This is a genomic window from Janibacter cremeus, from assembly GCF_029395675.1.
Lineage (GTDB): Bacteria > Actinomycetota > Actinomycetes > Actinomycetales > Dermatophilaceae > Janibacter > Janibacter cremeus_A.
Window position 1 is genome coordinate 2,076,416 of sequence record NZ_CP115184.1, and the last position, 21,914, is coordinate 2,098,329.

21 protein-coding genes and 2 tRNA genes are annotated in these 21,914 nt (G+C 68.4%); 5 read left to right on the plus strand and 18 right to left on the minus strand.

Translation table 11 applies throughout. From position 1 onward, the window contains the following. Nucleotides 1–18: 18 nt before the first annotated feature. The 5 genes from O9K63_RS09765 to O9K63_RS09785 are packed head-to-tail and all read right to left on the minus strand — an operon-like array spanning nt 19 to nt 4,921. Nucleotides 19–861 carry a substrate-binding periplasmic protein gene (locus O9K63_RS09765; protein WP_277237442.1) on the minus strand — a complete coding sequence of 281 codons (843 nt, stop codon included), beginning with the start codon at nt 859–861 and terminating at the stop codon, nt 19–21. Between the two features lie 43 nt (nt 862–904). Next, nucleotides 905–1,558 (minus strand): amino acid ABC transporter permease, encoded by a 654-nt coding sequence (locus tag O9K63_RS09770; RefSeq protein ID WP_277237443.1) that lies wholly within the window; start codon nt 1,556–1,558, stop codon nt 905–907. Then, nucleotides 1,555–2,199, minus strand: a complete 645-nt coding sequence (locus O9K63_RS09775; RefSeq protein ID WP_277237444.1) for an amino acid ABC transporter permease — start codon at nt 2,197–2,199, stop codon at nt 1,555–1,557. The genes O9K63_RS09770 and O9K63_RS09775 overlap by 4 nt, the downstream gene beginning before the upstream one ends. Then, complete coding sequence (locus tag O9K63_RS09780) at nt 2,196–2,951, minus strand: amino acid ABC transporter ATP-binding protein (protein WP_277237446.1); 756 nt, start codon at nt 2,949–2,951, stop codon at nt 2,196–2,198. The genes O9K63_RS09775 and O9K63_RS09780 overlap by 4 nt, the downstream gene beginning before the upstream one ends. Beyond that, nucleotides 2,948–4,921, minus strand: coding sequence for an FAD-dependent oxidoreductase (locus O9K63_RS09785; protein ID WP_277237448.1), 1,974 nt, complete (start codon nt 4,919–4,921; stop codon nt 2,948–2,950). The genes O9K63_RS09780 and O9K63_RS09785 overlap by 4 nt, the downstream gene beginning before the upstream one ends. Before the next feature lie 192 nt (nt 4,922–5,113). Here O9K63_RS09785 and O9K63_RS09790 point away from each other — a divergent pair, with 192 nt between their 5' ends. After that, on the plus strand, nt 5,114–6,049 hold the full coding sequence (locus tag O9K63_RS09790) for a LysR family transcriptional regulator (protein WP_277237450.1): 936 nt from the start codon (nt 5,114–5,116) through the stop codon (nt 6,047–6,049). Here the strand turns inward: O9K63_RS09790 and O9K63_RS09795 are convergent. From O9K63_RS09795 to cysK, 9 genes are all read right to left on the minus strand, one after another. Beyond that, nucleotides 6,030–7,013, minus strand: coding sequence for an ornithine cyclodeaminase family protein (locus O9K63_RS09795; protein WP_277237451.1), 984 nt, complete (start codon nt 7,011–7,013; stop codon nt 6,030–6,032). The genes O9K63_RS09790 and O9K63_RS09795 overlap by 20 nt on opposite strands. A 26-nt stretch (nt 7,014–7,039) precedes the next feature. Beyond that, entirely contained in the window at nt 7,040–8,179 is a 1,140-nt protein-coding gene (locus tag O9K63_RS09800) for a Glu/Leu/Phe/Val family dehydrogenase (protein WP_277237452.1), read from the minus strand. Between the two features lie 200 nt (nt 8,180–8,379). Then, nucleotides 8,380–8,465: transfer RNA gene (locus O9K63_RS09805), tRNA-Ser, on the minus strand. A gap of 65 nt (nt 8,466–8,530) precedes the next feature. Beyond that, nucleotides 8,531–10,003, minus strand: a complete 1,473-nt coding sequence (locus O9K63_RS09810; protein ID WP_277237454.1) for an LCP family protein — start codon at nt 10,001–10,003, stop codon at nt 8,531–8,533. 112 nt (nt 10,004–10,115) lie between these two features. Next, nucleotides 10,116–10,319, minus strand: coding sequence for a cold-shock protein (locus O9K63_RS09815; RefSeq protein ID WP_185991445.1), 204 nt, complete (start codon nt 10,317–10,319; stop codon nt 10,116–10,118). A gap of 201 nt (nt 10,320–10,520) precedes the next feature. Continuing rightward, on the minus strand, nt 10,521–10,955 hold the full coding sequence (aroQ, locus tag O9K63_RS09820) for a type II 3-dehydroquinate dehydratase (RefSeq protein ID WP_277237455.1): 435 nt from the start codon (nt 10,953–10,955) through the stop codon (nt 10,521–10,523). 56 nt (nt 10,956–11,011) lie between these two features. Beyond that, nucleotides 11,012–11,098: transfer RNA gene (locus tag O9K63_RS09825), tRNA-Ser, on the minus strand. Nucleotides 11,099–11,197: 99 nt separating this feature from the next. Further along, nucleotides 11,198–11,797, minus strand: coding sequence for a serine O-acetyltransferase (gene cysE / locus O9K63_RS09830; RefSeq protein WP_277237457.1), 600 nt, complete (start codon nt 11,795–11,797; stop codon nt 11,198–11,200). 2 nt (nt 11,798–11,799) lie between these two features. Continuing rightward, nucleotides 11,800–12,726 carry a cysteine synthase A gene (gene cysK, locus O9K63_RS09835; RefSeq protein WP_277237458.1) on the minus strand — a complete coding sequence of 309 codons (927 nt, stop codon included), beginning with the start codon at nt 12,724–12,726 and terminating at the stop codon, nt 11,800–11,802. Between the two features lie 241 nt (nt 12,727–12,967). On the opposite strand from cysK, the gene O9K63_RS09840 reads away from it, so the two are divergent. The 4 genes from O9K63_RS09840 to O9K63_RS09855 all read left to right on the plus strand — a co-directional run bounded on the left by O9K63_RS09840 (nt 12,968) and on the right by O9K63_RS09855 (nt 18,410). Beyond that, nucleotides 12,968–16,540 carry a heterodisulfide reductase-related iron-sulfur binding cluster gene (locus tag O9K63_RS09840; RefSeq protein ID WP_277237460.1) on the plus strand — a complete coding sequence of 1,191 codons (3,573 nt, stop codon included), beginning with the start codon at nt 12,968–12,970 and terminating at the stop codon, nt 16,538–16,540. A gap of 82 nt (nt 16,541–16,622) precedes the next feature. Continuing rightward, nucleotides 16,623–17,198 carry a GNAT family N-acetyltransferase gene (locus O9K63_RS09845; RefSeq protein ID WP_277237461.1) on the plus strand — a complete coding sequence of 192 codons (576 nt, stop codon included), beginning with the start codon at nt 16,623–16,625 and terminating at the stop codon, nt 17,196–17,198. 271 nt (nt 17,199–17,469) lie between these two features. Beyond that, nucleotides 17,470–17,832, plus strand: a complete 363-nt coding sequence (locus O9K63_RS09850; RefSeq protein ID WP_277237463.1) for an SPW repeat protein — start codon at nt 17,470–17,472, stop codon at nt 17,830–17,832. Between the two features lie 8 nt (nt 17,833–17,840). Further along, nucleotides 17,841–18,410 (plus strand): TetR/AcrR family transcriptional regulator, encoded by a 570-nt coding sequence (locus O9K63_RS09855; RefSeq protein WP_277237464.1) that lies wholly within the window; start codon nt 17,841–17,843, stop codon nt 18,408–18,410. A 60-nt stretch (nt 18,411–18,470) separates the two neighbouring features. On the opposite strand, the gene O9K63_RS09860 is transcribed toward O9K63_RS09855, so the two are convergent. Genes O9K63_RS09860 through O9K63_RS09875 form a run of 4 tightly spaced genes read right to left on the minus strand, consistent with a single transcriptional unit; the run spans nt 18,471 to nt 21,884 of the window. After that, nucleotides 18,471–19,397, minus strand: a complete 927-nt coding sequence (locus tag O9K63_RS09860; RefSeq protein WP_277237465.1) for an ABC transporter substrate-binding protein — start codon at nt 19,395–19,397, stop codon at nt 18,471–18,473. Beyond that, nucleotides 19,394–20,122: an ABC transporter permease gene (locus O9K63_RS09865; RefSeq protein ID WP_277237467.1), complete on the minus strand. Its 729-nt coding sequence runs from the start codon at nt 20,120–20,122 to the stop codon at nt 19,394–19,396. Before O9K63_RS09865 ends, O9K63_RS09860 begins: the two co-directional genes overlap by 4 nt. Next, nucleotides 20,119–20,769 carry an ABC transporter permease gene (locus O9K63_RS09870; RefSeq protein WP_277237468.1) on the minus strand — a complete coding sequence of 217 codons (651 nt, stop codon included), beginning with the start codon at nt 20,767–20,769 and terminating at the stop codon, nt 20,119–20,121. Before O9K63_RS09870 ends, O9K63_RS09865 begins: the two co-directional genes overlap by 4 nt. Further along, nucleotides 20,769–21,884, minus strand: a complete 1,116-nt coding sequence (locus tag O9K63_RS09875) for an ABC transporter ATP-binding protein (protein ID WP_277237469.1) — start codon at nt 21,882–21,884, stop codon at nt 20,769–20,771. Before O9K63_RS09875 ends, O9K63_RS09870 begins: the two co-directional genes overlap by 1 nt. Nucleotides 21,885–21,914: the final 30 nt, after the last annotated feature.

Below are 21,914 nucleotides of genomic sequence, written 5' to 3' on the forward strand. Positions count from 1 at the left end.
CTGCGCCGTCCTGGGTCATCAGTCGCCGATGAGGCGAGCTTCACCGGGCTCGGCAGCCGACTCGTCCAGATCGTGCTCGACGAGGATCTCCGCCAAACGACCGCTCTCGCGCAGCTCGACAATGTCCTCGTTGAAGGCCTCCAGCATGGCTTCGTTGTCCTTGGGCAGCGGGAAGGTGGACTGCGCGCCCTCCATGGAGGCCGCAACCTCCTTGAACTTGTCCGCGACCACGACGTCGATCGACTCGTCATCCACGTTGTAGACGCCGGAACCGAAGCTGTCCACGGCGTAGTCGATCCGGCCGCTCTCGAGGTCCTGGTACATGTTCTGCGGTGAGCTGTAGATCTTCATGGAGTCACCTGTGTAAGCCTCCATGTCCGCCACCCACAGGTAGCCGTCAACCGTACCGACCTTCTCCCCCTTCAGCTCCGGTATCTCCGTGGGCGCGTCCTTGCCGATGATGGCCATCTGGTCGGTGTAAATGGGGCCTGTCAGGTTGACGACCTTGGCCCTGTCGGCGGTGCGATACCAGTTGGCGGCCGCGACATCGGCGCGGCCGGTCTGCACGGCCGGGATGACAGCGGACGCAGCGGCCGGCTGGACCACGACCTCGAGGCACTCCATCGCGGCGATCTCGTCCAAGATCGCACCGTCGACACCCTTGAGCTGCTCTCCCTCGACCTGTGTGAACGGCGGAAGGTCGTAGGCCGAGACGGTGAGTTCTCCTTCCGTCATGGTGTTGAACTCGTGGGCAGGTGTGCAGTCCCCGCCGGCACTGTCGCTGCCGCCCGTGCTGCCACATGCTGAGAGCAGTGCGGTGCTGGTGGCCAGTGCTGCGGCGAGGGCAAGTCGCTTGGACATGTTTTCTCCTTGGGTGGGGTGCTGCGGTTGGAGTCGGTTGGGATTACAGGTGTCGGGACAGACGCATTTCGACCCGTTCAGTCAGGAAGCTCATGGGGATGGTGATCGCCAGGTACATCAACCCAGCGAGGACGAGCACGCTCATGTAGCGGAACGTCGACGACCCGATGGAGTACGCAGTGGCGAGGAGCTCAGGCAGCGCGATCGTGTAGGCAAGGGCCGTGGCCTGGAAGATCAGGATGGAGAAGCCCATGAGGGAGGGGACCGCGACCCGCATCCCCTGGGGGATGACGATGAACCGGAGGATGTCGAGCCGGGCCATGTTGAGTGCTTCTGCGGCCTCAACCTCACCGGCCGGCACGGATTGCAGACCACCCCGGATGATCTCACTCGTGTAGGCGGCGCTGGTCAGGGTCAGTGCTACCGCGGCAGAGACGAAGGAGCCGAAGGAGAGACCGAGGTCGGGCAGCCCGAAGTAGACGATCTGCAGCATGACCAGTGCCGGCATGCCGCGCCCGATCTCGACGAGGACGATCGCCCCCGCCCGCGCGACCCGGCCGCCCGATCCGTTCGCGATGGCGAGCACGAGACCCAACGGGATCCCTAGACCGAGACTGATCGCCGCCAATTGCACACTGACGAGAAGTCCTTCGAGGAGGTCGGGGAAGTACGAGCTCCAGTCGGAGATGACGTTCATCGCGCCACCCTCTTCTGCAGTCGAGCGTCCAGGGTTCTGGATCCCCACGCACTGAGGACCGAGAGGACCACGTAGACCGCACCAGCGGTCAGGAAGGGGCCGATCGCATCGGCCTCGGAGCGAGATTCGACGTTGGCGAAGTAGAGCATCTCGTTCACCCCGATCGTGAAGGCGATGGAGGAATCCTTGAGCAGGCCGATGCCGTAGGTGGCCGCTGCGGGGATCGATACACGGACCACCTGCGGGCCGATAATGCGGCTCATCATGTCCGGGGACGACATGCCCAGGGCCATCGAGGCCTCATACTGCCCGCGATTGACCGCCGCCAGTCCGCCCCGGTAGATCTCTGCGAGATAGGCCGCCGAGATGACTCCCATCCCGAGAATGCCCGCGGTCAGGGGACTCAGCCGGATCCCCATCGGCGCCAACCCGAAGAAGATGATGAACAACCAGACGATCGGGGGGATACCGCGCAGGACCTCGATCAGCAACCTCGCCGGGATCCTCGTGATCGCCCACGGCGACCGGCGGAGCAGGACCAGCGGGATGCCGCCCACCGCGCCCAGGGCCAGCGCTCCGAAGGTGAGCAGAAGCGTCGTCGGCAGACCACGCAATATGGAGAGGAGGACCTCGGGCGTCATCGATCCAGCACCGCCCGGAGGAACTGGCGGGTGCGTGCGTTGTCCGGCTGGGAGAAGATCTGCTCGGGTGCGCCCTGCTCGATGATCCCACCATCTGCCATCACGACGAGGTGGTCGGAGACGTCCCGCGCGAACTGCATCTCGTGGGTGACCACGACCATCGTCATGCCCTCGTCGGCGAGCTCGCGCATGACTGCCAAGACCTCGAGGCCGAGCTCGGGATCGAGGGCACTGGTCGGCTCGTCGAAGAGGATCACCTCGGGATCGAGAGCGAGCGCACGGGCGATGGCTATCCGTTGTTGTTGACCCCCAGAGCACCGGCTGGGGTACTGGGTCGGTTTGTCGGCGAGGCCGACTCGGTCGAGCAGCTCCAGGCCACGGGCCTCCGCCTCCTTCCGGGAACGCCCCAGGACACGCTGCTGCGGGAGCACGATGTTCTGCAGGACGGACAGGTGGGGAAACAGGTTGAAGGATTGGAAGACCATCCCCAAGCTGCGCCTGAGCTGCCTGACGTCGGCACTCTTGATCTTGGTGGACGCGTCGATGGTCGTGGTCTGGACCTTGAAGCTGCCCGAGTCCGGCCTCTCGAGAAGATTCAAACAGCGCAGCAAGGTGCTCTTGCCGGCCCCGCTGGGGCCGATGACCGCGGCGACCTCTCCCTCCGCCACCTGAAGACTCACGTCGTTCAGGACGACGTGGTCCCCGTACTGCTTGCAGAGCGAGCGGACATCAATCACGGGCTGCGTCGTCATGCGCGAGACTCCTCGGGCTGTGGGCCGGGTGGGGTGGTTGGCGGGCGAAGGTTGTCGGCCATCCGTTTGGCGTCCGCGGTCGCATCCGTGACGCGGCGAGGGCGCAGCTGGTCACCGATGGCGAGCGCTTCGACCCCTGCGGCCCGGAGCTCCCCGATCAGGGACGTGTCGGGGTCCCCGCCGGCCCATCCCACGAGCACGTCGGCCCGGATCCACTGATCAGGTCCGCCGAAGACGCCTTCGAGCCGGACCCGGCCATCGTCGATGCCGACGGGTCGGACCCTTTCGATCGTCGGGATGTCCCTGTCGGCGAGGTGACGGAGCATAGGAACCAAGGTGTTGGTCCCTTCGCCCTCTCCGACGTGGATCCTGGACGTGGTCAGCACCGCGTCACACCGGCTGGCATCGAGGAAGTCCGCAATGAGGGCGCCGTCGAGGTCGCCGACCGCATCGTGCACGATGACCCGCCCGGAGGCCGCTCCCCTGGCGAAGACGGCGTCGGCGGACAACACTTCGACACTCCCGTCGGTGGGGAGATCCACGGGCACGGCGGGGGCGCCGGTGGCCACGACAACGACGTCCGGGCCGAAGGAGAGCACCCGTGCCGCATCGGCGGTGACGCCGAGGTGGATGTCCACGTCCATCCCGCGCAGCTGCTGCTGCTGCCAGCGGATCCACTTCGAGAACTCCTGCCGGCTCGGGGCCTGTCCCCACTGGGCCATTCGCCCACCAAGAACGGTCCGACGCTCGAGCAGCGCCACCCAGGCGCCCCGTCGGGCCGCCCGGCGGGCGGCCTCCAGCCCGGCCGGGCCCCCGCCGACGACCACGACGCGCATTCCGTCCAAAGGGTCGGCTTCGGTGTCATCGACGGACGTGGCCACATCGGGATTGATCATGCAAGTGAGCGGCCTGCGCAACATCAAGGAGTTCACGCAGACATTGGCACCCACACACGGTCGAACGTCCGACTCCCGGCCCGATCTGGACATTGGAAGCAGTGCGGGGTCCGCAATTTGCGCGCGGACCATCCCGACCATGTCGGCATCCCCCGAGGCGATCATGTCCTCCGCCAGGTCGAGGGTGAGGATACGACCGACCCCGGCTACCGGCACGGCATTCACGTGGTTCCGGACCGTGCGTACGACCGAGCGGAACAGTCCCGGTCGAGCCGGTGTCGGAGGCCAGTGCCGGGTGCGCGACTCCAGCCGGTTGTTGTTGCCGACCATCACGCTGAGGTAGTCGATCCGGTCCTCGATCGCCGCAGCGACCCGTCCGGCTTCATCGGGTCGCAGCCCACCGGGCACCAGGTCGTCAGCGCCCAGTCGAACTCCCAAGGCCTGCTCCGGCCCCAGTGCCTGCCGGACCGCATCCAGTACACGAAGGGGGTAGGCGAGTCGGCGCGCGAAGTCGCCTCCATATTCGTCGTCCCGGTGGTTGGTCAATGGTGAGAGGAAAGCGGCGAGCAGCAGCCCGTGGGCCATGCTGATCTCCACGCCGTCGAGCTCCCCGCGTCGACAGCGATCAGCCGCACGTGTGTATTCATCCACGATGCGGTCCAACTGGGCGGTCGTCGCGGCCACCGCCACCTGTCGGCTGACCTCGGAGAAGTCACGCGATGCGCCAAGAACTTCCACACCCTCGACCTCGGTGGGGCCGGGGTGCGCCAGCTGGGCGATCATCCGACCCCCTTCTTCGTGGACCGCCGCCGCGAGACGCTGGTAGCCGGGAACGATCGATTCATCGATGTTCCACAGGCAGATATCCGCCCACTCCGCGGATGGCGCCACGGGAGTGGCTCCGGTGACCTGCATCGCGGCGCCGGCGCGAGCCCGTTGCCGGTGATAGGCGATGTACTGATCGGTGACCTGACCGCCGGCGGCGAGACCAGGCTGGTGCGCCGGGAGATACACGCGACCGCGCAGGGTGAACGGCCCTACATCGATCGGTTCGTCGACGTGACGACGCGCCATGACACCTCCTTGAGTCAGTGCGACCGGGATCACATCGCCCGGTAGGTGTCACCCTGCACGGCCGAACAACACCTCGGAAGGGGGAGGAGCCTCAGGATCGATCGAGGCGGTGTAAGGAATCCTTAACGAGAGCTTCATTGCTGTCCCGGCACGCCGCGGTGGTGGCCCACGAGTGCCGAGATAGCCTGACGCATGCTCAATCCAGTGCACCTGCGCACGCTGCACACGGTGCTACGTACCGGTTCCTTCGCCGACGCTGCACGCGAACTCGGGTACTCGGGCTCCGCGGTCTCACAGCAGATCACCGCCCTCGAGCGCCAGATTCACATGCGCCTGTTCGAGCGCGATGGTCACGGGGTGAGAGCCACGCCGACGGCGCATTTCATCAGTGAACGTTCACTCGACGCGCTGGGACGACTCCAGTCGCTCGAGGACGACATCACCCTGCTCCGCCAGGGCAGCACCGGACGACTGCGGTTGGGCAGTTTCCCAACCGCCAGCGAACGGATACTCCCGATGGCCCTGTCGCGCTTCCGTCACGAACAGCCCGATATCGAGGTGCGTCTGGACGAGGGCGAGGAGCCGGAGCTCACCCCCATGTTGGTGGCGCGTGAGCTCGATGTCGCCATCATGTACCGCTATGGTCTCGTGCCGGGCAGGTATCCACGGGGCTTCCGTGCCCTCAAGCTGCTGGTCGAGGACCTTCTCGTCCTCGTTCCTGCGGATCATCCCTTGTTGGGCGGTTCGTCCGGCATCAGCATCGACCAGCTGGAAAGCGAAACCTGGATCGCACCTCGGCTTGGCACCCCGGGTGCGGCCATGCTGCGTCGACTCAGCGCGAATGCCGGCTTCAGCCCCGAGGTCGCTTACCGGACGAACAACTACGCGACCACCGGCGGTCTCGTACGGGCAAAGATGGGTATCGCGGTCGTCCCCGCGCTCGGGTTCGCCCCACTCGATGGAGTCGTGCCGCTTCGGCTTTCCGACCATGGTGCCCACCGCGTCGTCATGGCGGTGCGGGCCCCCGCGACGAGTGAGGGCTCGTGGCGGGGGCTGGTGGATGCATTGCGGGAGGCGAGCGCCGCCGTGACAGAGGAAGCAATAGGCGTCAGCCTCCCAGAGAGATAAGCCGGCCCAGGCCGGCCTCGCGGGCCGCAGGCAGCAACGTGGCCGCGGCAGCCGCGTCCTGCGCCCCCAGCCCGACCGTCGTGTAGAGGACCAGCTGGTCACTGCTGGAACGACCGGGAGCCTCCCCTACGCGCACGGCGCCCAAGGTTGTCACCTGCTCGTCGAGGAGTGCCCCGGAGCCGAGGGCACTGGCCACCGGCCCAGCATCGGCCCGCGCCGTCTCGATGTCGTCAACCACGATGACATCGGCTTGCTCCAGCACGTCCTGGTCGTACTCGAATCTGTCGGAGGCGAACGAGCCGACACTGATCAAGGTCGCTCCTGGGGCCAACCACGCGGCCTTCACGACTGGCGTCGCGCTGGTCGTGCAGGTCACCACGAGTTCAGCATCACGCACGCACTCCTCCGCCGATGCGGTCACCACGATGTCCAGACCCGTCTCAGACCGCAGGTCTGCGGCCACGCCTTCGGCCCGTTCGACATCCCGGCCGTGCAGCCGCACCTGATTCAGGTCGTGCGTGTGGTGCAATGCGCGCACGTGCGCCACACCCTGGGTGCCCAAGCCGATGATCGCGGCAGTGCGCGCCGAGGGCGCCAATGTCTCCGCGGCCACAGCGGAAGCAGCCGAGGTCCGGATCTCGGTCACGCTCGTACCGTCCATGAAAGCCACGGGGGCCCCGGTCTCCTCGTCAAGGACCACGATGACGGCATGAATGGCGGGGAGACCACGTGCGTTGTTTCCGGGGTGCATGCTTCCGAACTTGCTCACGGCAGGCCCACCCGGGGACAGGCGCGCGGCGTAGCAGAAGGAGACGTCGAGGCCTTGGCCGGGGACGATCAGTCGAGGCGGTAGAACCGCCTCGCGGTTGCCGAGCGCCGCGAATGCGTCTCGTTGTGACTGAACCGCCAACGGGACGGTGAGGACCTGACGCACTTCCTGCTCATCCAGGACGAGGATCGACATTCGGGCTCCTTGGTAGGTGGTGATGTTCAGGGACGAAACTGACCACGCAGCCGCATCGCCTCTCGAACGCGTCGTTGTGCCAGCACCTGCGCAGCTTCCTTGGTGTGAATGTGGTGGCGCGCGCTCTCCTCGATGACCGTGACAGCGTTGGCGCGCATCTTGGTCGAGACCATCGCCATGACAGTGTCGGGATCGACGGGGAATGCCGATCGGCGCGCATCCATCGAGTGGGCTGCAGCGACGACTCCTCCGGCGTTGGCGATGAAGTCGGGAACGACGGCGATGCCGCGCTCGTGCAAGATCTGACGGGCGGAATCGGTGGTCGGGAGGTTCGCTCCCTCGACGATGAGCCGCGGGTGGATCCGCTTGGCGAGTTCCCCGTCTATGACGTCCTCCAGCGCCGCCGGAACCAGGACGTCGGCATCCGCCTCCAGTACTGCTTCGGGGGGTTGCACCGCCCCATAGGCCGTGACGCAATGGTCCCCGTGCTCTGTCCGCAGCTCGATCAACTTCACAACATCAATGCCCTCTGGGTCCGACACCGTTCCTGTGGCGGTCGCCACTGCCACGACAACGGCCCCCAGCTCCACCAAGCGCGTGGCCGCTGCCGATCCGACCGCTCCGAAGCCTTGCACCGCGACTCTTGCTCCGACCATGGGGAGACCGATCGAAGTGGCGGCCGCGTCCGCAGCCTCGGCCACGCCGTACCCGGTGACTCCCAGTTGGTCGTAGGGCAGGCCCCCCAGCGCAGCCGGCAATCCGACTGCAGAGCCACGGTCACCCAACTCGTCCAGCAGGATCGCTGCATCTTGTTCATTCAATCCGACGTCGAGGCCGAACACGTACTCGGACGGAACTTCGTTGCGCAACGCCCGAGCAAAGGAGCGGAGGACAGCTTCCTTGTCGCCGGAGCCCGGATCTCCGACGATCCCGGCCTTGGCACCGCCGTAGAACAGGTCTACAGCCGCCCACTTCCACGTCATGGCGCGGGCCAACCGCGCCACTTCGCCGACCTGGAGGTCCACTCTCATACGGGTGCCGCCCTTGCCCATGCCCCGAGCAGTGTTGTCCACGACCAGGACGCCCTTCATCCCGGTACGACGGTCGGAGACACAGACCACCTTTTCCGGGCCCCACTCATCCATCAGACCGAACACGTCGTTCACAGCGGCTACTCCCTTGTGACCTGGACAACTGCGTCCATAGTGGGAGGCATCAGCGCCAGTGAACAGGCCGTCCAGGGCTCAGGATTGAAGGGGGGCGGTTAGCAGTTCTTATGCTCGCCTAGATCCGACGCTGCCGATCGAGGCCCGTGCCAGCACGAGCAGGAGCCCCCGCGCCACACGGCGCGGGGGCTCCCGTTGCGCGGAGGCGGAGGGATTTGAACCCTCGACGGGGGTAACCCGAACCGCATTAGCAGTGCGGCGCCATAGGCCACTAGGCGACGCCTCCAGACAACCCGGACAGACTATCTGGCAAGCCTTCGGCTCTCAAAGTCGGGTGCGGCTGCGGGGCGCTCAGCCGCAGATGTCCTGGTCGGCCGTGCGGGTCTTGACCTGGGTGGGTGCCGGCGGGGCCTGGACCGTGGCCTCGGGGAGCGGCTGGCTGCCCTCCCTGTTCGGCACTTCCCGGGCGTTCGGTGCACCGCGCCCCAGGGAGACCTGGACGGTGCCGACGGGCAGCTCCTCGTCGACCTTCAGCTTGGCGCCCTCGTAGGCGGCGGCGGCGGTCCTGGCGGCGGCCGCCTCCCCCTTCGCGTGCGTGACGGTGACCCCCTCGGTCTCGTCGGTCGGGGGGTCGTAGACCACGGCCGTGTCGAAGCCCTGCGCTGCGAGGGACCGTGCCTCCTGCGCGGCGAGGCCGGGCGACGGGGTGTCGTTGCGGACTTCCACGTGGATCTGCGACGGCGCCACGGTGAGTGTGGGCTCGGCGTCCTTCTTCCCGTCCTTCTCGTGACCGGGGAGGGCGGTGTCGTTGCGCACGGCCGTCCAGAGGGCATCAGCCGCCGGCTGGCGCCACTGGACCCGGTTGGTGTTGGCCGGGTAGGGCTCGTTCGGCACGGTGACGAAGACGAGCTCGTCCATGCCCAGGTCCTTCACGCTCGTCGCGATCGAGAGCATCCGCTTCAGGCCGAGATCCTCGTCGGCGGTCATCGACTTCGTCGCCGCGTCGAGGAAGGAGTAGAGCCGGTCCGGGCGCAGCAGCAGCGAGGTACGCGTGGCCTCCTGCGCCATCGAGGACATGAAGGCCTGCTGCCGCTCGATGCGCTGCAGGTCCGAGCCGTCCCCGAGGGATTTGCGCATCCGGACGTAGCCGAGCGCCTCGTGGCCGTCGAGCCGCTGCTTACCGGCCTCGAGGTCGATCTGGGCGTCCTCGTCGTGCACGGCCTTCGGCAGGCACACCGTCACCCCGCCGAGGCCGTCGACCATCGACTGGAAACCGTTGAAGTCGACGACGGCGACGTGGTCGACGAAGATCCCGGTCAGGCCCTCGAGCGTCTTGACCACGCACGCGGGGCCACCCCTGTTGAAGTTGTCGTTCCACCGACGCACCTCGCCGTTGACGACGGTGGAGGCCGGATCGTCGCAGTCGGTGGGGGCCCGGGTCATCGAGTCCCGCGGGATCGAGATGACATAGGCCGACTCCCTGTCGGCGGAGATGTGCAGGAGCAGGTTCGTGTCCGAGCGAGCCCCGCCCTCGGCCGTCCCGGTCCCGTACTCGTTCGTCCCGATGCCTTCGCGGGTGTCCGAGCCGATGACGAGGATGTTCAGGTCGCCGTCGATGTCCTCGGGACGCTCGTTGCTGCCCGAGGCGATGTCGACCCGGGAGATGTTACCGGTGAGGTGCATGCCGGTGGCCAGGGCGATGGTGGCGACGAGGGCGATGACGAGTCCACCCCCGATGAGGACCCGGCGACGGGTGCGGGCACGTCGCCGACGGCGCTCATGGCGTCGGACCGACCGGCTCGCCTCGTGTCTCTCGTCTCGCATCGAAGGGTCACCCTAGCGTCTCGACCGTCGCGGGACGGACGAAGGCCCCCACCAACGCGTGGTGGGGGCCTTCGTCGAAGCGGTGGAATCACCGCATCAGGTGAGCGTCGTCTCAGACGGGACGAACGCCCTCGGCCTGCGGACCCTTGGGGCCCTGGGTGATCTCGAACTCGACACGCTGCGCCTCGTCCAGGGTGCGGTAACCCGTGGTGTCGATGGCGGAGTAGTGAACGAACACGTCGGGGCCCCCGCCGTCCTGGGCGATGAAGCCAAAGCCCTTCTCAGCGTTGAACCACTTAACTGTGCCCTGTGCCATGGGGTGAATCTTCTTTCCTGTTGAACAATCCGGTCCCGCCGGTTGCGGTCCCTTCCGAGCTGCAACGCTCCCCTCGGCAGAGGAACACGCCTCCGGTAATACTCGGGACCCGACCGGGGTCGAGCCCATTCGCATCGTGCGAGAAGTTCTGTCATGCAACTACGGAAGTGACGCTACCAGCATTACCGCCCGGGTGACGCATCAGCGACCGAGGGCGTCAACGGCCTCCACGTAGCCACGGACCCCGCGCCCGACGATCACGCTCATGGCGACGTCCGAGATGTAGGAGAAGCGTCGGAACTCCTCGCGTGCGTGCACGTCCGAGATGTGGACCTCGACCACCGGAGCGACCACCGCCGCGAGGGCGTCGCGGATGGCGACGGAGGTGTGCGTCCAGCCTCCGGCGTTGACCACGAGACCGACCGCGGAGCGACGCACCTCGTGGATCGCGTCGATGAAGACACCCTCGTGGTTGGTCTGTCGGAAGTCCAGGTCCATCCCCAGCTCGTCGGCCCGGACGCGGCACATCTCCTCGACGTCGGCGAGGGTCTCGTGGCCGTAGATCTCGGGCTGGCGCTCACCGAGGAGGTTGAGGTTGGGCCCGTTGAGGACGACGACGGTGGGGCGGTTGGTCACGCAGGCAGCCTAGCGAGCAGCCGGTCGACCCCAGCGAGGAGGAACGTCAGAACGAGCGGAGGGCGTGGGATTCGAACCCACGAGAGGCTTGCGCCCCTAGCGGTTTTCAAGACCGCCGCACTAGGCCACTATGCGAGCCCTCCCGGCCGCCGGTGGACGACAGCACGGTCAACGGTATGCCACGGACGAAGGGGTGCACTCACCGGATCCGGTGAGTGCACCCCTTCGTCCGGGTCCGGAGATCAGATGAAGAGAGCGGGGTCGGCGTAGAGCCGCTCCTCGGAGCTCATCGCCGGCAGGTCCCCCAGCTGGGGGAAGCGGTACTGCGCCGGGATGCCCGTCGCGACCGCACCGGTGGGGACGTCCTTGACGATGACCGAGTTCGCGCCGACCTTGACCCGGGAGCCGACGTGCACGTCACCGAGGATCTTCGCGCCGGCACCGACCATGACCTGGTTGCCGAGCGTCGGGTGTCGCTTGACGCGCCTGCCGGAGGTGCCGCCGAGCGTGACCCCGTGAAAGAGCATGACGTCATCACCGATGACCGCGGTCTCGCCGATGACGACACCCATGCCGTGGTCGATGAAGAAGCGACGGCCGATCCGCGCACCGGGGTGGATCTCGATCCCGGTGATGGACCGTGACGCATAGGCGAGCAGCCGTGCGGGCCACCGCAGGCGACCATGCTGCCACCACCGGTGCGCGACGCGATGCATCCAGATCGCGTGCAGACCGGCAGAGGTCAGCAGCACGACCCACCGCGAGGTCGCGGCGGGGTCGCGCTCCATGGCCGCAGCAAGGTCTTCGCGAATCGTCTCGCGCACCGAGAGGTGAGAGGTCATCTTCAGTCGGTCAGACCCTCGAAGAGCGGCGTCGACAGGTAGCGCTCGCCGAAGCTGGGGACGATGACGACGATGGTCTTGCCGGCGTTCTCGGGGCGACGTGCGACCTGGTCGGCCGCGGCGAGGGCCGCACCCGAGGAGATGCCCACGAGCAGCCCCTCGTGGGTGGCCGTCTTCCGGGCCCAGTCGAAGGAGGTCGGCGCGTCGATGTCGATGACCTCGTCGTAGATGTCGGTGTCGAGGATCTCCGGGACGAAGTTCGCGCCCAGTCCCTGGATCTTGTGCGGGCCCGGGTCGCCGCCGTTGAGGATCGGCGACTCGGCCGGCTCGACCGCGACGATCTGCAGGTCGGGGTTCTGCGAGCGCAGGTAGCGGCCCGCACCGGTGATGGTGCCGCCCGTGCCGATCCCGGAGACGAGGATGTCGACCTTGCCGTCGGTGTCCTGCCAGATCTCCGGACCGGTGGTCTTCTCGTGGATGCGGGGGTTGGCCTCGTTGGCGAACTGCTTCGCCTGGACGGCGCCGCGCTCGGCGGCGACCTCGTCGGCCTTCTCGACGGCGCCCTTCATGCCCCCCGGCCCGGGGGTCAGGATGAGCTCGGCACCGAAGGCGCGCAGCAGAGCCCGGCGCTCCTTGGACATCGTCTCCGGCATCGTGAGGACGACCTTGTACCCGCGGGCCGCGCCGACCATGGCCAGGGCGATGCCGGTGTTGCCCGACGTGGCCTCGACGATGGTGCCGCCCGGCTTCAGGTCACCGGAGGCCTCGGCCGCGTCGATGATCGCCGCACCGATGCGGTCCTTGACCGAGCTGGCCGGGTTGTAGAACTCGAGCTTGGCGGCGACGGTGGCGTCGGACTCGATGATGCGGTTGATCCGCACCAGGGGGGTCCGGCCGACGAGCTTGGTGGCGTCTTCGTAGATAGGCAACGCGGGTCCTTCCATCGGAGGTTCGAAGGGGCCGCGCAGGCGCGGCCGATCTCGTGCGAAAACGAACGAGGTGTTATGGATATTCCAACACCCTGTTATTCCCGGCTGCAAGCGGGTCTCATCCGGCGCGAGCGGGCAGCCATCCCCCTTCACCTCCGCCCCGGTCCCCCACCGCTCGGGGTGACGAGCGCCGCACTGCCTGAGGGGTGCGGGGGCCCACATGCTCACTAGACTGCCCGCCATGTCTGCCCTCCAGATCGTCGCGATCATCATCGGGGTCGGGATCACCATCGTCGGATGGGGCCTGCTCGCTCGAGCCGTCAAGCACTTCGTCACCCTCTTCAAGCTCGGGCAGTCCACGCCGAGTGGCGAACGGACGGCGAACCCGGGGGCGCGCACCGCCACGCTGCTGCGCGAGTTCCTCGGTCACACCCGCATGTCCCGCCTGCCGGTCGTGGCGATCGCCCACTGGGTCACGATGATCTCCTTCGGGGTCCTCTTCCTGACCCTCGTCCAGGCGACGGGGCAGCTGTTCGACCCGCACTTCGTCATCCCGTTCATCAGCACGTTCTTCCTCTACGAGTGGATCACCGAGCTGTTCGCGATGACGGGCATCATCACGATCCTCATGCTGATGGCCATCCGGCAGAAGCAGCACCCGCGCTCGGCCGCAGGTCAGGAGGGCCGCCGTTCGCGCTTCTTCGGCTCGACCTTCTGGCAGGCCTACTACGTCGAGCTGACGATCCTCGGCGTGGGCCTGTGCATCGCGCTGCTGCGCGGCATGGAGTACGCGCTGATGAGCAACACGGGCGACACCGAGCACGCCTCGCTCTTCCACTTCCCGCTGACGGCGTGGCTCGGCTCGCTCTTCACCGGCATGTCCGTGGAGGCGCTGGAGACCGGCATCGTCGTCGTCGCGCTGATCAAGCTGATCATCTCCTACGCGTGGATGATCACCATCTCGCTCACCCCGACGATGGGTGTGGCCTGGCACCGCTTCCTCGCGTTCTTCAACATCTACTTCAAGCGCCACGCCGACGGACGCACCTCGCTGGGTGAGCTGCAGCCGATGATGGTCGACGGCAAGCCCTTCTCCATGGAGGCCATGGAGGAGATGGACGAGGACTCCACCTTCGGCGTGGGCAAGGTCGAGGACTTCACGTGGAAGGGCCTGCTCGACTTCAGCACCTGCACCGAGTGCGGCCGCTGCCAGGACCAGTGCCCGGCGTGGAACACCGAGAAGCCCCTCTCCCCGAAGATGATGATGATGGCGCTGCGCGACCACGCGCACAGCAAGGCGCCCTACCTAGCCGCCGCCGAGGGTGTCTCCGGTGCACTGCCGTCCGCCGGGGGTGCCCGGTCCCAGACCAAGTCCGGCGCCGTTGCGCTGGCGGACGCCCCGACCGAGGCGGAGGGCTCCGTCGCCACCGCAGAGCCGGACGCGATCAACTGGGGCGAGATGGCCCTCGTCGGGCAGACCGGGTACGACCCGGAGCACCCGCTGACGGCGTACAACCCGCACGGGCCCGATGTCGTCATCGACGAGGACGCGCTGTGGTCCTGCACCACCTGCGGCGCCTGCGTCGAGCAGTGCCCGGTGGACATCGAGCACGTCGACCACTTCGTCGACATGCGCCGCTACCAGACACTCATCGCATCGGCCTTCCCGAGCGAGCTCGGTGGCCTGTTCAAGAAGCTCGAGTCGAAGGGCAACCCGTGGGGCATGGGCGCCAAGGCGCGCATGGACTGGGCGAAGGACCTGCCCTTCACGGTCAAGGTCTTCGGTGAGGACGTCGAGTCCGCCGACGAGGTCGACTACCTCTTCTGGGTCGGCTGCGCCGGCGCCTACGAGGACCGCGCGAAGAAGACGACCCGCGCCGTGGCCGAGCTCTTCGACCACGCCGGCGTGGACTTCGCCGTCCTCGGCAACGGCGAGACCTGCACCGGCGACTCCGCTCGCCGCGCGGGCAACGAGGTGCTCTTCCAGATGCTCGCGGAGCAGAACGTCGAGACGCTCAACGAGGTCGGCGCGACGAAGATCGTCGTCACCTGCGCGCACTGCTTCAACACGATCAAGAACGAGTACCCGCAGCTCGGCGGCAAGTACGAGGTACTGCACCACACGCAGCTGCTCAACCGCCTGGTCCGCGAGAAGAAGATCGCGCCGGTCAACCGCCCCGACGGCCCCCGCAAGTCCTCCCTCAAGGACGTCGCGTCGAGCGGCCCGTCGGTCACCTACCACGACCCCTGCTACCTGGGTCGCCACAACAACGTCTACGCCCCGCCGCGTGAGCTGATCAGCGCCCTGCCGGGTGTCGAGCTGAAGGAGATGGAGCGGACCAAGGAGAAGTCCTTCTGCTGCGGCGCCGGTGGTGCCCGCATGTGGATGGAGGAGAAGCTCGGGTCGCGGATCAACCTCAACCGCACGGAGGAGGCCATCGCGACCGGCGCCGACCGGATCGCCGTCGGTTGCCCCTTCTGCCGCGTCATGCTCTCCGACGGCCTGACCGCCAAGCAGTCCGAGGGCGCCTCCGAGGACATCGAGGTCGTCGACGTCGCGCAGATGCTGCTCGCCTCCATCAAGGAGTCCGAGGCGACGACTGGCGGGCAGACAGAGGCCGAGGAGCAGGCCGAGGCGGAGCCCAAGACCGCGGTCCCCGCCCCCACCGAGGGCACGGAGGCGAAGGGGGCGACCCCCGCCGCGCCGAGCGAGGCCGAGACCGCCAGGACCGCGGCCGCGGTCGAGGAGGCCGGCGAGGACCCGAAGGTCGTCGAGGGTCAGGAGACCGTCGCCGACAAGAACTCGGCTCCCTCGTGGGAGACCGGGGCCGCCGCCGGCGGCGGCGCTGCGGCCTCGTCCTCGGACGACACCCCGGCTGCCAAGAACGCCGCCCCCTCCTGGGAGACCGAGGCACCCGCTCCGGCAGCCAAGGAAACGACGGCCGCCGAGAAGAACGCCGCCCCCTCTTGGGAGACCGGCGGGAGCGCCCCGGCAGCCAAGGAATCGACGGCCGCCGAGAAGAACGCCGCCCCCTCCTGGGAGACCGACACCGCGGCGAAGAATGCGGCTCCGTCGTGGGAGACCGGGGCTGCGGCCCCGGCTGCCGAGACACCCGAGCCCGAGGCCAAGGCGACTACGTCCGAGGCACCGGCCGACGACACCGTCGCCGCCAAGAACGCCGCCCCCTCCTGGGAGACCGACACCGCGGCGAAGAATGCGGCTCCGTCGTGGGAGACCGGGGCTGCGGCCCCGGCTGCCGAGACACCCGAGCCCGAGGCCAAGGCGACTACGTCCGAGGCACCGGCCGACGACACCGTCGCCGCCAAGAACGCCGCCCCCTCCTGGGAGACCGGCGGGAGCGCCCCGGTCGAGGAGAGCACGGAGGCCGCTGCGCCCGAGGAGGCTCCCACGACAGAGACGGCAGAGCAGCCGGCCACGCCCGCAGTGACGGACGACAGCGACCTAGCGGCCAAGAACGCCGCTCCGTCGTGGGAGACCGGGGCCGCGACGCCTGCCCCGGCCGCATCCCCCGCCGCCGAGGCGCCCGCGCCGGAGGCCGCCGAGGCTCCCGCCCAGGACGCGGGAACCGAGGCTGCGGACGACGTGGCGGCCCCGACGGACGAGGCTCCGGCCGAGGCGCCGCCGCGGGAGCAGACCACTCCCGCGGCAGAGGCTGCAGAGGCCGAGCCGGCTCCGGCGGACCAGCCCGAGGCGACCGAGGCGCAGCAGACCGAGGCCTCAGCGGCTCCGGCCTCGGACGACGATCGCCTGTCCGATCTGGCGAAGAAGAACGCCAAGCCGTCCTGGGAGTGATCCCGGACCACTGACGACGGGGGTCGTGCACCGCGGTGCGCGACCCCCTTCGTCGTCACATGCAGGGGTGCATGCTTGGGGCATGGAGTGGACCACACACCCGGTCACCGCCGACCGGTTCGAGGACTTCGGCGACGTCATCAACCCGAATCGTCGGGAGAGCCACTGCTGGTGCCTGTCCCACCGTCTCACCGCGCCACAGATCGAGGAGCTGGGCGGGGGCAGCCGCGAGCAGGCCGCACGGCGCCTGTGCGAGCGTGAGGTCCCACCGGGCGTCGTGACCTATCTCGACGACACGCCTGTCGGGTGGTGCAACATCGGCGCCCGCAGCGACATCCCACGCCTGGTCGGCTCGACGAGGATCCATCCCGTCGACGACGTCCCGGTGTGGAGCATCATCTGCGTCGTCGTCCGCGGCGGGCACCGCAGGAAGGGGGTGACCGGCCACCTCATCGAGGGCGCCGTCGACTTCGCGGCCTCGCACGGCGCACCCGCCGTCGAGGCCTATCCCGTCGACCCGGGTGATCGTCGGATGGACCTGACGATGGCATTCGTCGGGACGAGGTCGATGTTCGAGGGCGTCGGCTTCGAGGTCATCGGCACGACGGACGCCGTCGCCTCCAAGCTGCCGCGCCTGGTGATGCGCCGGGCGCTCTGACCGTCCTGACCACAGGAAGCTACGCGCGGGTACGACGACCACTTGCGCTGGGCGCCGGGAGGAGAACCCCATGATTCCGGGGCTCCACCGCCGCGCTACGTCTGTAATTGTCGTCGTACCCGCGCGTAAGTTCAGTTTGCGAGCTGAACAGTAGCGACGTCGGGCTGATCGCACCTCACCTCTTGACCGACCGGTCAAACAGGACGAGCATGGGAGGACACGATCCGCCTCAGGCGCGACGGATCCCAATCCATGAAGGTGGGATGCTGTGATGCACAAGTGGACTCGATGGCAGGACTGGGTGGCCCTGACCGCCGGCGCGATCGCGCTGCTGGCCCCCCTGGTCACGACGACGGACACAGGCGCGACGTGGACGATGGTCGTCCTCGGCGGACTGATCGTGCTCGCGTCGGCCTACTCCCTCTATACCCCCGGTGAGAGGGACACCATGAGCGAGGGCGCGCACGCAGTCCTCGGGGTGCTGCTCTTCGTCGCCCCGTGGGTCATGGGCTTCGCCGACCTGGGTGGTCTTGCCTGGACCGCGTGGATCGCCGGAGTCGTCACGTTCGTCGCCGGTGTGCTGACGCTCCCCCAGGTCAGCTCCCGCATGCACCGCCCGGCTGCCTCGCACTAGGGCACGCGATGGGCACCCCGGCCTCGCGCCGTGAACGCATCCTCGACGCGGCCGAGGTGCAGTTCGCCGGTGACGGCTTCGCCGCCACCGGCACCACCGCGATCGCGGACGGGGCCGGGGTGCCCAAAGGGCTGGTCTTCTACTACTTCCCGCGCAAGATCGACATCCTCCGGGCGCTCCTGGCCGAGCGACTGCCGTCGCACCCACTGTGCGAGCCGACCGAGGTCATCCGCATCGGCGACCCCGTCGCCTCACTGGTCCAGCTCGCTCGCACACTCGGGCTGGGGCGCCACGAGTCGGTCGTGCTGAGCACGATCATCTGGCGCGAGTCCGGGACCCATCCCGAGGTGCGTGAGCACCTGAAGGCCCTGCGCGAGAACATCCTCGAACTCACCGAGCAGGTCCTCGACGCCGCGATCGAGCACACCATCGACCCGGTGATGCGCCGCCAGGCGGCCCAGACCTTCGTCGCCGTCGTGATGGACGAGGCCAACACGCAACGCTTCGAGGGCACGGGTCCCGACGTCGCCGGCGCGGCCCGGGTCATCAGCAACGCCCTCACGTCCGATCCGGTCTGAGCACCACCGGCCCGCCGCGCCCCGGCCTCCCGGGGACGCCCGCGTCGGCCCAACCGGATGTCAGTCCAGGCCCTCCGCCTCGAGGAAGTCGGCGGCCACCTGGTCCGGGTCCTTCTTCTGCACGTCGGTCTGGCGCAGCATCTCCTGCAGCTTCTCGGTGGTCAGCTTCGCGGAGACCTCGTTGAGGGTCTCGTCGACCTTGTCCTTGACCCCCGTGCGCACGAGCGGCACGACGTTCTGGCTGCCGTAGAGCTTCTTCGGGTCGTCGAGTACCACGAAGTCGTTCTCGACGATCGCGGGGTCGGTGCTGAAGATGTTGGCCGCGTCGATCTGCCCGTTGGCCAGCGCACCGCTCATGGACTGCCCCGGCTTCAGCGCCCGGAAGTCACCGAAGGTCACCCCGTACGTCTCCTCCAGGCCCGGGATGCCCTGCGCGCGCTCCTTGAACTCCGCGGGCGCCCCGAGCGTCATGTCCCCGGCGACCCCCTCGAGGTCACCGATGGCGGACAGGTCCTGCGACTCGGCCGTCTCCTGGGTGACGACGATGGAGTCCTTGTCCTCGGCCGCGGACTTCTCGAGGACGGTCAGCCCCTCGGGCAGCACTCCCTCGAGCGCCTGGTAGGTCTTGTCCGGGTCGACCTCGTCGAAGTCCTTGTCGTAGTAGAGCGCGAGCGCGCCCGTGTACTCGGGCATGACGTCGACGGAGCCCTCTTCGAGGGCCTTGAGGTAGACCTCGCGGGAACCGATGCCGGTCTTGGTCGTGGCGTTGACGCCGTCGGCCTTGAGCGCGCCGGCGTAGATGTGCGCCAGCAGGGTCGACTCGGAGAAGTCCGCGGAGCCGACGACGATCTCGCCGCCGGAGCCGCCCCCTTCGCCGGAGGAGGACGAGTCGAGCGGGTCGCTCTCGCCGCCGCAGGCGGACAGGGTGAGCGCGCCGGCGCAGGCGATCGCGATGATCGCGGGACGAAGGGAGCGGGACGGGTTCATGCTGTGCCTCCTGCTGGTAGGGGGTCGGTTTGGCGAAGTGCTCGAGGGGTGCGCCCGGTCAGGCCGGGCGAGACGAGATAGCGCCCCAGGAGGGCGAAGGGGGCGTCCAGGGCGAGCGCGAGGAGCGCCACGAGGAGGGCACCGCCGGCGGTGCTGACGTAGTCGGAGATCGCCAGCCCGTCGATGAGGTAGCGGCCCAGGCCCCCGAGCCCGACGTAGGCGGCGATGGTGGCCGTCGCGACGACCTGGAGGACAGCGGCGCGGATGCCGGAGATGAGCAGCGGCAGTGCGATCGGGATCTCGACGGAGCGCAGCACCTGTCGGCCGGTCATGCCCATGCCCTTCGCGGCGTCGAGGGCGGCGGGGTCGGCGGACTCCACACCGGAGTAGGTGCCGGACAGGATCGGCGGGATGGCCAGCAGCACGAGGACGGCGATGCTGGGCACGATGAACGCCGACGCGCCCGGCAGCCGCGGCAGCAGCACGAGGGTGAGCGCGAAGAGGAGACCGAGCGTGGGGATGGCGCGCAGGGCGTTGGCCACCGTGACCATCCACCGTCCCCGACCGGTGTGCCCGATCCACAGACCGGCGGGGATGGCGACGAGCCCGGCCAGGAGGATCACCATGAACGTGTAGGCGATGTGCTCTAGGAGGCGCACGAGGATGCCGCCGTCACCGGACCACTCCTCGGCGCTGACCAGCCACTGCAGGATGTCGACGATCATGCGCTGCTCCCCTGCTGCGCGCGCCGCCACGGCGTGAGCGTGTGCTCCGCCAGCCGGATGAGCAGGTCGAAGACGACCGCAAGCAGGACCGAGGCGAGGATGCCCGCGACCAGCTCACCGGGGATCTCGCGGTTGAAGCCGTCGATGAGCAGGTCACCGAGCTGATCGACCCCGATGAGGGAGGCGATCGAGACCATGCTCACGCTGCTGACCGCGGCCACCCTCAGGCCGGCGGCGATCACCGGGACGGCCAGCGGCAGGTCGACGCCGAAGAACCGGCGCACGGAGGTGTAACCCATCGCCGTGGCCGAGCGGGCGACCTCATCGGGCACGGACGTCAGCCCGTCCACGACGGAGCGCACGAGCAGGGCGATCGTGTAGATGGTCATCGCCACGACGACGTTGAGCGGGTCGAGGATGCTGGTGCCCAGGACGAGCGGCATCAGCACGAAGAGCGCCAGCGAGGGGATCGTGTAGAGCAGTCCCGACCCGGTGATGAGGACACCGCGCAGCCACCGTGCCCTCGTCGCCAGCCAGCCGACGGGGATCGAGATGACCAACCCGAGGACCAGCGGCAGGCCGGAGAGCCAGACGTGCTGCAGGCCGAGGGAGGTGATGTCATCCAGGTGGTCGAGGATCCACTCCATCAGTGCCTCGCACTGCTCGGAGCCTGATGCCGGTCCCTGGACTCGATGACCTCCAGCACCTCGGTCGCGCGACAGGTGCCCACGAGCACACCGTCGTCGTCGACGACGACACCGCGCCGGCTCGGCGAGGACAGGGCTGCGTCGAGGGCCCCGCGCAGGGGTCCGTCGACGGTCGCCAGCGTGCCCCCGAGCGCCAGGTCCTCCTCGGTGACCGCACCGTCGGCGTCGGCGGGGCGGGCCCAGCCGAGAGGGCGGCGCTCCGCGTCGGTGACGAGGACCCAGCCGTCGGAGTCCGCGCTGCTGCCCGCGGCGCCCACCGGGGTGCCGAGGACGACGGTCACCTCCTCGTGCAGGGGGTACTCCGCGGCATCGAAGCCGAGTGCGCGGTAGCCGCGGTCCTTGCCGAGGAAGTCGGCGACGAAGGCGTCGGCCGGTGAGGCGAGCAGATCACGGGGGGTGGCCATCTGGGCCAGCACGCCACCGGTACGCAGCACGGCCACGTGGTCGCCGAGCTTGATCGCCTCGTCGATGTCGTGGGTGACCATGACGATGGTCTTGCCGAGCTCGCCCTGCAGGCGCAGGAACTCGTCCTGCAGCTGCCCGCGCACGACCGGGTCCACCGCGGAGAAGGGCTCGTCCATGAGCATCACCGGCGGGTCCGCGGCGAGGGCGCGGGCGACGCCGACGCGCTGCTGCTGCCCCCCGGAGAGCTGGCTGGGGTAGCGGCGTCCGAGCGCAGGGTCGATGCCGACGAGCTCGAGGAGCTCACGCGCACGAGTCAACGCCGTGCGGCTCTTCTCACCGAGCAGCAGCGGCACCGCGGCCACATTGCGCTCGACGGTGTGGTGCGGGAAGAGACCACCGTGCTGGATCACGTACCCGATGCCCCGGCGCAGCTGCGCGGGGTCCATCGCCTGGACGTCCTGGCCGTCGATCGTCACCGTGCCGGAGGTCGGCTCGACCATCCGGTTGATCATCCGCAGGGTGGTCGTCTTGCCGCAGCCCGACGGGCCGACGAGCACGGTGATGGCGCGATCGGGCGCGCGCAGACTCAGATCGTCGACCGCCACGGATCCTCCGGGGAACCGCTTGGTCACGCCCTCCAGTTCGATCATGCTCGGCTGCTTCCTGTCGAGTACGCACCA